The organism is Pseudomonas sp. Ors-4-3C, from assembly GCF_055755035.1.
Genome location: NZ_CM146900.1, coordinates 4,292,234 through 4,304,358, shown reverse-complemented (window position 1 = coordinate 4,304,358; position 12,125 = coordinate 4,292,234). Strand labels below are relative to the sequence as shown.

Sequence of the window (12,125 nt, the reverse complement as noted above, 5' to 3'; positions counted from 1 at the left end):
GCTCCCTCGCCACAACGGTTTCATCGTTTGGCGGGGGAAAACGCCGAAGCGGCAATCCCCCACTGGCCCAGCCAGTAGCTGAGGATGATCACGTATGGGGCCGCATGAAATGGCGATACGAAGCGATCAATGCCGATCACGCTGTCGGAGAACACGAACGCCACCGCGCCCGCCGCCGCCAGCAGCGCCGAACGCTTGGGCACGTCGGTGCCGAGGCGGGCGAGGGCGCGCCAGAGCATGGCGCTGATCGCGGTGCCGTAGACGACCACCGGCACCAGCAATGGCCCAAGACCGCTGGAAATCAGCAGCCCCAGCAGCACCGCGCCCACGCCGAGCGCGAGCACCAGCGGCAAGAGTGCCAGACGTTTGCAATCGCTGAGGTAAGCCTTGAGATAGGCCAGGTGCGCAACCAGAAACGCACCCAGGCCAAACACGAACAAATCCCCCGGCCACGCCAGCAACACGTCACCGAGCAAAGAGAAAATCAGCCCCAGACTGATCCAGCGCCGATAGTCGCTGGGTGGCGCATCGTGCAGCCAGCCGAGCAGCGCCAGCACCGGCAGCGGTTTGACCAACAGGCACAATAGCGCCGCATGGGTGCTTACGCCGTAGAGAAAGGTCACCGCGCCCATCAGCGCCAGAATCAGCCAGCCCACGGTCAGTTCACCGAGATGGCGCAGTCGAAGGTTTCCACTGGTGTTACTTCGGGCTCCCAAGGTTGCTGCGAGGTCAGGCGCAGGCGGCCGGTGCCAGTGGCAAAGGCTTGGAAACGCCAGGTGGAAAAACCGCCCGCGCCGACCATGCCGGAATCTTTCGGGCTGCTGTAAACCTCGGGGCTGAGGGCATGGAGCACACCGCCCGCCGAATCCTGAATCGCCCAGCGGTAACCCGTGGTCGGATTGCTTGGCAGCATCACGATCAGGTTTTGTCCGTTGGTCAGCCGCACGGGGCATTCGCTCTGTTTTTCCACGGTCACGTTGTGTTTCGGCTGCGTGGCGCAGGCGGCCAGCAGGGAAAGGGCGAGGGGGACGAACAGGCGAGTGGGGGACATAGGCTCAGTGGCTCCGGTGTTGGCGACGAACGGCGAGCATAACTGAAGATGAGACAAAGTGTGACCGTCAGGCAGGTCCAGTGCTGTCAGCACTGACGCCATCGCGAGCAGGCTCACTCCTACAGTGGCAGTCGGTGTTCACAATATTTGTGTTCACTACAAAACCCTGTAGGAGTGAGCCTGCTCGCGAAAGCGGTGTATCAGACACTACATGATGATCAGAACAGCACCTTCGCCACATCCGCAAAGCGCTTGGCAAAGTGCACGGTAATCCCCTCTTTCAGATAGTCCGGCAGTTCTTCGAAGTTACCGCGGTTCGGTTCGGGCAGGATCAGCTCGAAAATCTTCTGCCGCCGCGCCGCGATGACTTTCTCGCGCACCCCGCCAATCGGCAGCACATGCCCGGTCAGGGTCAGTTCGCCGGTCATCGCCACGCCTTTTTTCGGCGCCTGGTTGCGTGCGAGCGAAAGCAGGGCACTGGCCATGGTCACGCCGGCGCTTGGGCCGTCTTTCGGTGTCGCGCCTTCCGGCACATGCAGGTGGACGAAGGCTTCGTCGAAGAACTTCGGATCGCCGCCGAACGATTTGAGGTGCGAGCTGACGTAGCTGTAGGCGATCTCCGCCGACTCTTTCATCACATCACCCAGTTGCCCGGTGAGTTTGAACCCACGATTGAGCGTGTGAATCCGCGTCGCTTCGATCGGCAGGGTCGCGCCGCCCATGCTGGTCCAGGCCAGGCCAGTGATCACGCCTGTGCCGGACAGCACCTGTTCGTTGCGGAACACCGGATGGCCCAGCGAGGCTTCGAGATCTTTCGGGCCGAGCTTGATCACCGCTTTCGGGTCGTCGATCAGCTTCATCACCGCTTTGCGCACCAGTTTGCCCATCTGTTTTTCCAGTTGGCGCACCCCGGCTTCACGGGCGTAACCGTCGATCAAGGCTTTGAGCGCGCTGTCGCTGATGCTCAGGCTGGCCTTGGACACGCCGGCCTTTTCCAGCAGCTTCGGCCACAGGTGGCGCTTGGCGATGGCGACTTTTTCTTCGGTGATGTAGCCCGACAGGCGAATCACTTCCATCCGGTCCAGCAACGGGCCGGGAATCGAATCCAGGGTGTTGGCGGTGCACACGAACAGGACTTTCGACAGATCCATGCGCAAGTCGAGGTAATGGTCGAGGAATTCGACGTTCTGCTCCGGATCGAGTGTTTCCAGCAGCGCCGAGGCCGGGTCGCCCTGGTAGCTCTGGCCCATCTTGTCGATCTCGTCGAGCATGATCACCGGGTTCATCACTTCGACGTCTTTCAACGCCTGCACCAGTTTGCCCGGCTGCGCGCCGATGTAGGTGCGGCGGTGGCCCTTGATCTCGGCTTCGTCACGCATGCCGCCGAGGCTGAAGCGGTAGAACGGTCGGCCGAGGGATTCGGCGATGGATTTGCCGACGCTGGTTTTACCCACGCCCGGCGGGCCGACCAGCAGCACGATCGAGCCGCTGATCTCGCCTTTGTAGGCACCGACGGCGAGGAATTCGAGGATGCGATCCTTGATGTCATCGAGGCCGGCGTGGTGTTTGTCGAGCACCTTGCGCGCGTGCTTGAGGTCGAGTTTGTCCTCGCCGTACACGCCCCACGGCACCGAAGTCGCCCAGTCGAGGTAGTTGCGGGTGACCGCGTACTCCGGTGATCCGGTTTCGAGGATCGACAGCTTGTTCATTTCCTCTTCGAGGCGTTTCTGTACCTGCGCCGGCAGGACTTTGCCTTCCAGGCGTTGCTCGAATTGTTCAAGGTCGGCGCTGCGGTCGTCCTTGGTCAGGCCGAGTTCCTGCTGGATGACCTTGAGTTGTTCCTTGAGGAAGAACTCGCGCTGATGCTCGCCAATCTTGCGATTGACCTCGGCGGAGATCTCTTTCTGCAGGCGCGCGACTTCAACTTCCTTGCGCAGCATCGGCAGGACTTTTTCCATGCGCTTGAGCATCGGCACGCAGTCGAGCACTTCTTGCAGCTCGGAACCGGTGGCGGAGGTCAGGGCGGCGGCGAAGTCGGTCAGCGGCGACGGATCGTTGGGGCTGAAGCGGTTGAGGTAGTTCTTCAGCTCTTCGCTGTACAACGGGTTCAGCGGCAGCAGTTCCTTGATCGCGTTGATCAGCGCCATGCCGTAGGCCTTGACCTCATCGGTCGGCTCGGTCGGCTGGTGCGGGTATTCGACTTCCACCAGGTACGGTGGACGATGGTGCTTGAGCCAGGTCTTGATGCGTACGCGGCTCAGGCCCTGGGCGACGAACTGCAGTTTGCCGTTTTCACGGCTGGCGTGGTGCACCTTCACCAACGTGCCGTATTGCGGCAGGGCTTTGGTGTTGAAGTGGCGCGGGTCTTCCTGGGGTGTGTCCATGAAGAACAGGGCCAGGGAGTGGTGTTCGGATTTGCTCACCAGATCGAGCGTTTCGGCCCAGGGTTCTTCGTTGACGATGACTGGCAGCACTTGGGCCGGGAAGAACGGGCGATTGTGGATCGGGATGACGTAGACCTTGTCCGGCAGGTTCTGGCCGGGCAGGGCGAGGCCTTTGCCGGTGGAGTGGTGTTCGATGTGGTCAGCTTCGGTGTAGTCGTCGGGGTTGTCCGGGAATTCTTGCTGGTCGCTCATTGGGGCACCTGCGCAATGGGGTATGGGTCTTAGATGGGGCAGGCTTTGGGTGGTTTCAATGGGGGTGGGTGTTTCTGCTTGTGTGTTCAGGGTTTTGACAGGGGGCTCGCTTTGGACTTGGCGGCCTTTGGGCCGACCAGGTTCTTGGTTTTTTTTGTACATATCCGTTTTTTTGGTAACGGCTACTTAGGGTTTCGCCCTTACGGCGACTCACTTTTTTACAAGCGCCTAAAAAAGTAAGCAAAAAACGCTTGCTCCTGCGTTCGGCCCGCTCGCTGGGGCTCGGGGTTCCTTCGTTCCGGGATTGATCCGTGGGGCAGCGCCTCCGGTTTGCTTCGCTGCACCTCCTCTCGCTGTGTTTGGCTGCGCCAAACGGTCGCTGCGCTCCCACCCCCCGGATCAATCCCTCCACTCAGCCTTCCGACGTCGCCCGTGGATCAAGATCAAAAGCGGTACTCGAGCTTGCGCTCATTGTGTTGAGTGGGGCGGCTGCGCCGCATGGGGCATACACAAATCAAAACTGTGGGAGCTGGCTTGCCAGCGATGGCGGCCTGACAGCCGACCAATCTCTAACTGACCACACCCATTCCAACTGTAGGAGTGAGCCTGCTCGCGATGGCGGCCTGACAGCCGACCGATCTCCAACTGACCACACCCATTCCAACTGTAGGAGTGAGCCTGCTCGCGATGGCGGCCTGCGAGCCGACCAGTCTCCACCTGACTCACCCAATTCTACTGTGGGAGCGGGCTTGCTCGCGAAAGCGGTGTGTCAGTCACCGCAAGTGTTGGGTGTGCTGACGCTTTCGCGAGCAAGCCCGCTCCCACTATGGCTCAGCTGTGTGCTGCAGATTGGGTGATTTCCACATTATCCAGCACCCGATTCACCGCCAGTTCAGCCAGCATGATGATCTGCTGGATCGCCAGTATCGTCTGTCGCTGCGGGCTGTCTACATAGGCCGCAATGTCGCTGGTCATGATGCTCGCCGAGGCCAGTGATTCGCAGGCGTGGGCCAGCAGGCTTTCGTTGTCCATGTCCGGGGCGACCTGGAACATGCTGCTGGGTTTGTGGAATCTCACAGCGGCGGCGGAGGGTTTCAGGTAGTGATCCAGCGCACGTTCGGCGGCGTCGTGGAGTTTTCTGGAATCGAGGGATTCGTAGGGGGAGGTTTCGGGGGGATTCGGTGTGGGTTTGATCATGATGAATTCTCAGTTGGTGAAGTGGAGCTACCTTCGATTGCCGCGACGCAATCTGAGGTGGCAGCTGTACGCGGGTTCGCGGACCGATAACTGAGAAATCGGCATACCTCCCTAGAAAGGTATCCCGCGCACAGCCGCCATGAAACAACTAACAGACACCGGCAGGTGCTGTCAGGTTGGCGATTATGCATCAGTTATCAGGCCGCGACGCCCGTTCGCTGAATTTCCAGCGATCTTCAAAGCCTATCCAGCCGACTTCCGAAGCACAACCGACGCGACTTGTCAGAAAACTCCCGCATGTGACGCGCTTCTGTAGGACGGACACCGTCCATTGTGGGAGCGGGCTTGCTCGCGAAGGCGGTGTGTCAGTCGGCAAATTAATTGGCTGACACACCGCTTTCGCGAGCAAGCCCGCTCCCACAGGTTTTTCAGTGAGTTCAGAAAAGCTGTGTGCAACAAAAAAGGCGATGCCCCTCACGGAACATCGCCTTTCTATTACCGCCGCTAAAACTTATTCCGGCAGTTTGTACGCAATCACGTAGTCACCCATCTTGGTGCCCAGCGAACCGTGACCACCCACCACCAGCAGGACGTATTGCTTGCCGTCCTTGCCGGTGTAGGTCATCGGGGTCGCTTGGCCGCCGGCAGGCAGACGCGATTTCCACAGCTCTTTACCAGTGTTCACGTCGTAGGCGCGCAGGTACTGGTCGAGGGTGCCGCTGAGGAAGCCGACGCCGCCCGCAGTCACCATCGAGCCGCCCATGCTTGGCACGCCAAGGGTGAAGCCGATCGGGATTGGCGAGCTGTCGCGGCTGGTGCCGTTCTTGCGTTTCCACACGACTTTGCCGGTGGTCAGGTCGATACCGGCGACGTAGCCCCAGGCCGGGGCCTGGCACGGTACGCCGAAGGGCGACATGAACGGGTGCATGGTCACCGCGTATGGCGCGCCAGTGTTTGGCTGGATACCGGCGGTTTCGCTTTCGCGTTTGCTGTCGGCGGCCACTTCGGCGCGCGGGATCATCTTCGAGACGAAGGCCATGTAGTTCGGGCTGGTGAACAGCATCTGGCGAACCGGGTCGACCGAGACGCCGCCCCAGTTGAACACGCCGACGTTACCCGGGTAGATCAGGCTGCCCTGTTCCGACGGAGGCGTGTATTGGCCTTCGTAGCGCAGTTCCTTGAACTGGATGCGGCACAGCATCTGGTCGAACGGGCTCGCGCCCCACATGGCTTTTTCGGTCAGTTCCGGGGCCAGCAGGTTGAGGTCCGAACGGGCCTGGGTCGGTGCGGTGTGGTCGCCTTTCACGGCGCCTTGCGGAACCGGGATTTCGCGGATCGGGATGATTGGCGTGCCGTCACGACGGTCGAGGACGTACAGGCTGCCCTGCTTGGTCGGGGCGATCAGCGCCGGTTTCACGCCGTCGGCGGTTTTCATGTCGAGCAGGGTTGGCTGGCTGCCAACGTCCATGTCCCACAGGTCGTGGTGGGTGAACTGGTAGTTCCAGCGCACTTTACCGGTGGCCAGGTCCAGCGCGACGATGCCGGCGCTGAATTTCTCGGCGCCTGGGGTGCGGTCGGCGCCCCACTGGTCCGGAGTCTGGTTGCCCAGTGGCAGATAAACCATGCCGAGTTTTTCATCGACGCTGGCCAGCGACCACATGTTCGCCGAGTTGCGGCTGTAGATTTCGCCCGGCGCCAAAGGCTCGGTGGCGTCTGGCTTGTCGCTGTCCCAGTTCCACACGAGGTGGCCGTCGTGCACGTCGAAGGCGCGGATCACGCCCGATGGCTCGTTGGTCGATTCGTTGTCGGTGACGTGACCGCCCATGATCACCAGATCACGGGTAATCGCCGCTGGCGAGGTGGAGTAGTAGCCACCGGCGGTGAACGGGCCGATGCCCTGGGTCAGGTCGACCACGCCGTTTTTGCCGAAGCCTTCGCAGATCTTGCCGGTGTCGGCGTTCAGTGCGATCAGGCGTGCATCGGCGGTTGGCAGGTACAGACGACGCGGGCAGGCCTGGGCAACGGCTTTGCCGGCTTCGGAGATAACGGCCGAAGCGGCGTTATCAGCTTTCGCGTAGGCGGCTTCGTCGTAGTACGACACGCCACGGCAGGTCATGTGGGCGAAGCCCTTGAAGCCCACCGGGCTCTTGATCTGCGGGTCGAAGCGCCAGATTTCCTTGCCGGTGTCCGGGTCCAGTGCCAGCACTTTGCTGTGCGCGGTGCAGGCATAGATCATGCCGTTGACTTTGAGCGGGGTGTTTTCGTTGGTCAGCTCGACCGGGTCATCAGACGTCGGCAGGTCGCCGGTCTGGATGCGCCAGGCCTCTTTCAGCTTGCCGACGTTGGCCGGGGTGATCTGCTTCAGCGGCGAGTAGCGGTCACCGAACTCGGTGCGGCCATAAGCCTGCCATTCGCCATCCGGCATGGCTGGCGCGGTGCTGGTCATGTCTGCGGTGTCGCGGCCCAGTTCGCCAAAGGTTTCCCCGGGGTGGGTGAACAGGCTGGCCAGGGCAGTGACGCCGGCCAGCACCACAGCCACGCTCAGACCACCCGTGCCCATCGGCGCCGGGCCGGCAAGCAGCAGCGGACGACGGAACCACGGCAGCAACATCACGATGCCGAGGACAAACCACAGTGCCAGACGCGGCACCAGTTGCCACCAGTCCAGACCGACTTCCCACAAGGCCCAGACCGTGCTGGCGAACAACACGATGGCGTACAGGCCCAGCGCTGCGCGACGACGCAGCAACAACAGAATGCCGCTCAGCGCAATGCCGATACCGGCCAGCAGGTAGTACAGCGAGCCGCCGAGCATGCTCAGCTTGACTCCCCCGGCCAGCATGGCCAGGCCCATCAGTAGAAGCAGAATGCCGAGCAGGCTCGGTAACAGACGGCCCCGACTCGAAGCACTTTCAGTGCTCATAGTGTGATTCTCCGTGACGTTTATTTAGTCCCGCGCTTTAGTCACTTTAGATGACGATTGGGCGCAGGTATGGTTCAGATAAAAACTTGTCTAGCTAACGAATTTCATAAATCCCCTGTGGGGGCGGGCTTGCTCGCGAAAGCGGTGTGTCAGAAGGCTGATGCATCGACTGACACGCCGCCTTCGCGGGCAAGCCCGCTCCCAACTTGGGATTTGCGTAAATCTTTAGAACGAAGACTGGATCTTGATCCCCGCGATCAGTGCGTCATCGACCTCGTTCACGCCGCCCGGATGGCGGATGTATTGCAGGTTCGGGCGCACGGTCAGCCAGTTGGCGAGGTGCACGCCGTAATACAGTTCGGCGCTGTATTCGGTGTCCTGCGGCGGCAGGAAGGACGGGTCGTCATAGTCGTAGACGGCGTGCGCCTGATTGCTCGCTTCGGCGTTCTTGCGGAAGGCCGGGTTGACGTGGACGCGGGCCAGGGCGAAACCGATGTCGTCCTTCGCGCGGGCATCGAACGGGCCTTTGTAGACCACGCCGGCCTGCACGTAGTTGTCGATCGCGTTGGTTTTCTTGTCGTGCATCGTCGCGTTGGCGAACACGCTCAAGCCGCGCGAGTGATCGCTGGCGATGCTGGTGATTTGCTGCTGGGCGCCGAACCACACGCCGTGCTTGCTCGACGCGCTGCGGTAGGCTTCGCCGCTCAGTGCGGCGGGCTGGCCGTTCTGGTCTTTATAGACGTCAGAGGCCTTGGCGCTGCTGTAGTAGTAACCGGCACGGTATTCGCCCGGCAGGTCGTTGAGCTTCGGCGTCCACACCAGTTCCACCGGCAACACGGCGCCCTGGGTGCCGCTGCCGCTGAGTTTGAAGCCGTTGCCGCGGTCAAGGTTCGACGGGTTCTGCTCGTAGGCGCCGACCTGCGCGTACAGCTCCGGGGTCAGGTGATATTTGACCCGCAGTGCCCACTGGCTGACCGGCCAGTTGTACCAGATGCCGCCGACCCAGTTGCCGACCTGCGAGCCGCAGAACGCCAGGTTCTGGAAGTCGCACGGGAAGCTGTTGAAGTCTTCGCCTTCGCCGAAGCGGCCGACCTTGATGTCGAGCTTCTGGTCGAAGAATTTCTGCTGATACCACATCTGCGTCAGGCGCGTGGTCTGGCCACGGCCCCAGACTTCCTGGGCCGAGGTGAAGCCGCCAACGCGTGGATCATTGATCCGGTCATTGCTGATGTTGTTGCCGCTGCGCTTGGTGATGGTCAGCTGAAATTCGGCATCGTCCCAGCCGAGGATTTTTTGCAGGTCCAGGTGCGTGCCCAGACCGAACTGATCGCTGTAGCGCGCGGTGCGTTCGTGGTCGTAGCCGCCGTGCAGGTTGCTGCCCATTTCGCCGGTGTAATCGAGTTTGAAGTCGTAGCCTTTTTCCGCCAGCTCGGTACGCGTGCCGTTCCAGTCACCGAGCATCCACGGTGAGTCACTGTCGAAGGCGGGAGCCGCCTGGGCGTACGTGGCGAAGCCGAGCGCGGTGCAGCCGCCGAGCAGGCGCAGGGTTGAGATAGCGCTGTCTCGGGAGAAGGAAAAATCAGGCATGGGTCAGTCTTTTTTTGGTGTTTTACGGGGGTAAACCGAGCGCTTCAATTTGACGCAGGCAGTGAAGCGATTCAGCTGAAGGGCGGCAGGATAATGATCTGTAACAAAAAGACAAAGGGCTTTTGCAGACATGCAGCGTTTCGGATTCGGTAACAGTGCGGCAAACGGGCGCATTGTGACGATGGCCGCAGGCTGCGATCTTCTCGGGTTGGCCTACATTTGATGCAAGGCCTTCCACCTGACCGGCCCCTCGGCTAAGGTGCGCGGCTTGTGCATTTTCACTCCGTCCAAAGGCCTGGCATGAACGACCACACTCCCGATCCGCTGCATGGCGTAACCCTTGAACAGATCCTCAATGCGCTGGTGGCGCATTACGAGTGGTCGGGGTTGGCCGAGCGCATCGATATCCGCTGCTTCAAGAGCGACCCGAGCATCAAGTCGAGCCTGACGTTCCTGCGCAAAACCCCGTGGGCGCGGGAGAAGGTCGAGCGCCTGTACGTGAAACTGATGCGCACCAAGCGTCCGCTCTGAGATGAACGCCGTTTCGCGGCGACGCCTGATCACGCTCCTCGCCAGCCTCGGCTGGAGCGGATTGAGCATTCAGCTGTACCTGATTTTCCTTGCGCGACTGAGTGTCGATGCCAGCCTGCTGGGCGGGCTGGTGAGCTTCTTCAGTTACTTCACGGTCTTGACCAACACGCTGGTGGCGACGGTGCTGACCTGCGCGATCACCCGGCGTGAATCCGCTGCGCAACGCTGGTTTCTGCAGCCATGGGTCAGCAGCGGGGTGGCGGTGAGCATTGCCGTGGTGGGGCTGGCCTACAGCATTTTGCTGCGGCATTTATGGCACCCCGAAGGCTGGCAGTTTATTGCCGATGAATTGCTGCACGACGTGATGCCGTTGCTGTTTCTTGGCTATTGGTGGTTTTGCGTACCGAAGGGTTCGTTGCGCCTGAAGCACCTGGCGCTGTGGCTGATCTATCCGCTGCTGTACTTCGTTTACGCGCTGCTGCGCGGGCATCTGCTCGGCGCGTATGCGTATCCGTTCATCGATGTGGCGCTGCTGGGTTATGCACAGGTGTTCATCAATGCCGGAGGGATATTGGTGGGGTTTGTGCTGATTGGGTTGTTGGTGATCGGGATCGACCGCTGGCGTGGGGCTGAAAAATAAGGTGTAAACCTGTGGCGAGGGAGCTTGCTCCCGCTGGGGTGCGAAGCAACCCTGAACTCGGACTACAAGTTGCGTCAGGCAAATCGCGTTCACAGGTTTTGCGACTGCTTCGCAGCCGAGCGGGAGCAAGCTCCCTCGCCACAAAGGTGTTCATCTTCCCAATGGAGTGAACATCACTCTTCTTCGGGAGTACCCTCGGCGCGCCAGTAGCCGACGGCTTTGACGAACTGTTCATTGAGCCCATGCTCATCCAGCAGCACCCGACGGATCTGCCGCGAGACCTTGGTCTCGGTCGCCACCCACGCATACAGATCGCCCTTGGGCACCTGCAGCTCTTTGACCGTGGTCAGCAGGTTGTCCTTGCCGCCCTCGCGCAACACCCAGATCACATTGACCTGCGCCGCACTCTCCAGCACTTGTTGCTCGGCACCGTTCTCCACTTCGATCACCACCAGCGCCTTGCGATTGGCCGCCAGACCTTCGAGACGGCGGGCGATGGCGGGCAGGGCGGTTTCGTCGCCGATCAGCAGGTAGCTGTCGAAGATGTCCGGCACGATCATCGAACCGCGTGGCCCGCCGATGTGCAGGAATTGCCCGGGTCTGGCCTGTTCAGCCCAGGTCGAGGCAGGGCCGTCGCCGTGCAGGACGAAGTCGATGTCCAGCTCGAGTTTTTCCAGATCGTAGCGGCGCGGGGTGTAGTCGCGCATCTCGGGCAGCGGGCCGTTGTCCTTGCCGGCGCCGAGCACCATGGTTTCCAGCGCAGCGGTTTGTTCGGCGTTCTGCGGGAACAGCAGTTTGACGTGATCGTCGGTGCCCAGGCTGATGAACCCGGCCAGTTCCGGCCCGCCAAGGGTGATGCGGCGCATGCGCGGGGTCAGGTCGACCACGCGCAGCACTTGCAGTTTGCGGCGTTTGATTTCGTGCATCACACGGTGAATGGTTTGCGTATCGACTGCAGTCATTCGGCTTTCTCCGGGGCAAATTGAACGGCAGGGCCGTCGACGATGGCTTTGGCGGTGTCGTTGAGCAGCGCGGCAACCCGTTGGATTTCTTCCGCGCTCCAGCGTCCGTGGTGCAGCTGCAAGGCGTGGCGCAGGTTGTGCACCGCCTCGTGGATTTCCGGCGGCCGGTCATGGCCGCGCAGTGAACGCTTGCTGACGTCGATGCGCATGCGCACGCCATCCAGCGCTACCGCTTGCTCGCTTAAAGACAAACGACCGGCGTCGGTCACGCTGTAGCGTTTTTTGCCGGCCTCGGCGTCGCCGCTGATCAGGTCGCTTTCTTCGAGGAACGTCAGGGTCGGGTAGATCACGCCGGGGCTGGGGCTGTAAGCGCCGTCGAACATGCCTTCGATCTGGCGGATCAGGTCATAGCCATGGCAGGGCTGCTCGGCGATCAGCGCCAGCAGCAGCAATTTCAGATCACCGGGGGCGAAGACCCGTGGGCCGCGCCCGCCGCGTTCACGGCCGGGGCGTTTTTCGAAGCCGTCACGGCCGTCGCCGTGTTCGCGGTGATGGTGGGGGGAATGATGGTCTCTCATTTTTGCCTTCTCTCTCGTCG

General features: G+C 61.4%; 10 protein-coding genes. 2 read left to right on the top strand and 8 right to left on the bottom strand.

The features are described from left to right. Positions 1-20: 20 nt before the first annotated feature. The 6 genes from ACVHNU_RS19325 to ACVHNU_RS19300 form a co-directional block, all read right to left on the bottom strand. The gene (locus tag ACVHNU_RS19325) at positions 21-656 is read right to left on the bottom strand and encodes a lysoplasmalogenase (RefSeq protein ID WP_338799926.1); all 636 of its coding nucleotides are present in this window, start codon (positions 654-656) and stop codon (positions 21-23) included. A 2-nt stretch (positions 657-658) separates the two neighbouring features. Continuing rightward, positions 659-1,051, bottom strand: coding sequence for a protease inhibitor I42 family protein (locus tag ACVHNU_RS19320; protein WP_003227841.1), 393 nt, complete (start codon positions 1,049-1,051; stop codon positions 659-661). A 218-nt stretch (positions 1,052-1,269) separates the two neighbouring features. Next, the gene (gene lon / locus ACVHNU_RS19315) at positions 1,270-3,687 is read right to left on the bottom strand and encodes an endopeptidase La (protein WP_003227839.1); all 2,418 of its coding nucleotides are present in this window, start codon (positions 3,685-3,687) and stop codon (positions 1,270-1,272) included. An 831-nt stretch (positions 3,688-4,518) separates the two neighbouring features. Beyond that, entirely contained in the window at positions 4,519-4,884 is a 366-nt protein-coding gene (locus ACVHNU_RS19310; RefSeq protein ID WP_201136672.1) for a DUF6124 family protein, read from the bottom strand. A gap of 511 nt (positions 4,885-5,395) precedes the next feature. Beyond that, positions 5,396-7,807, bottom strand: coding sequence for a glucose/quinate/shikimate family membrane-bound PQQ-dependent dehydrogenase (locus ACVHNU_RS19305; protein WP_003227834.1), 2,412 nt, complete (start codon positions 7,805-7,807; stop codon positions 5,396-5,398). Between the two features lie 225 nt (positions 7,808-8,032). Further along, on the bottom strand, positions 8,033-9,394 hold the full coding sequence (locus ACVHNU_RS19300; protein WP_473018104.1) for a carbohydrate porin: 1,362 nt from the start codon (positions 9,392-9,394) through the stop codon (positions 8,033-8,035). A 300-nt stretch (positions 9,395-9,694) separates the two neighbouring features. Between ACVHNU_RS19300 and ACVHNU_RS19295 the strand changes: the two genes are divergently transcribed. Both ACVHNU_RS19295 and ACVHNU_RS19290 read left to right on the top strand, forming a co-directional pair. Further along, positions 9,695-9,925: a VF530 family protein gene (locus tag ACVHNU_RS19295; protein WP_003227831.1), complete on the top strand. Its 231-nt coding sequence runs from the start codon at positions 9,695-9,697 to the stop codon at positions 9,923-9,925. 1 nt (position 9,926) lies between these two features. Further along, complete coding sequence (locus ACVHNU_RS19290; protein ID WP_473018103.1) at positions 9,927-10,565, top strand: Pr6Pr family membrane protein; 639 nt, start codon at positions 9,927-9,929, stop codon at positions 10,563-10,565. Between the two features lie 173 nt (positions 10,566-10,738). Here the strand turns inward: ACVHNU_RS19290 and ACVHNU_RS19285 are convergent, their stop codons facing one another. Both ACVHNU_RS19285 and ACVHNU_RS19280 read right to left on the bottom strand, forming a co-directional pair. Continuing rightward, positions 10,739-11,527, bottom strand: a complete 789-nt coding sequence (locus ACVHNU_RS19285) for a siderophore-interacting protein (protein WP_473018102.1) — start codon at positions 11,525-11,527, stop codon at positions 10,739-10,741. After that, positions 11,524-12,105 (bottom strand): PadR family transcriptional regulator, encoded by a 582-nt coding sequence (locus tag ACVHNU_RS19280; RefSeq protein ID WP_003227826.1) that lies wholly within the window; start codon positions 12,103-12,105, stop codon positions 11,524-11,526. The genes ACVHNU_RS19285 and ACVHNU_RS19280 overlap by 4 nt, the downstream gene beginning before the upstream one ends. Positions 12,106-12,125 lie beyond the last annotated feature (20 nt).

Excerpts from the sequence above, each read along its gene's own strand:
- lon (WP_003227839.1), bottom strand. The coding sequence starts at position 3,687 with ATGAGCGACCAGCAAGAATTCCCGGACAACCCCGACGACTACACCGAA.
- ACVHNU_RS19300 (WP_473018104.1), bottom strand. The coding sequence starts at position 9,394 with ATGCCTGATTTTTCCTTCTCCCGAGACAGCGCTATCTCAACCCTGCGC.
- ACVHNU_RS19290 (WP_473018103.1), top strand. The coding sequence starts at position 9,927 with ATGAACGCCGTTTCGCGGCGACGCCTGATCACGCTCCTCGCCAGCCTC.
- ACVHNU_RS19285 (WP_473018102.1), bottom strand. The coding sequence starts at position 11,527 with ATGACTGCAGTCGATACGCAAACCATTCACCGTGTGATGCACGAAATC.
- ACVHNU_RS19280 (WP_003227826.1), bottom strand. The coding sequence starts at position 12,105 with ATGAGAGACCATCATTCCCCCCACCATCACCGCGAACACGGCGACGGC.
- ACVHNU_RS19295 (WP_003227831.1), top strand. The coding sequence starts at position 9,695 with ATGAACGACCACACTCCCGATCCGCTGCATGGCGTAACCCTTGAACAG.
- ACVHNU_RS19320 (WP_003227841.1), bottom strand. The coding sequence starts at position 1,051 with ATGTCCCCCACTCGCCTGTTCGTCCCCCTCGCCCTTTCCCTGCTGGCC.
- ACVHNU_RS19305 (WP_003227834.1), bottom strand. The coding sequence starts at position 7,807 with ATGAGCACTGAAAGTGCTTCGAGTCGGGGCCGTCTGTTACCGAGCCTG.
- ACVHNU_RS19310 (WP_201136672.1), bottom strand. The coding sequence starts at position 4,884 with ATGATCAAACCCACACCGAATCCCCCCGAAACCTCCCCCTACGAATCC.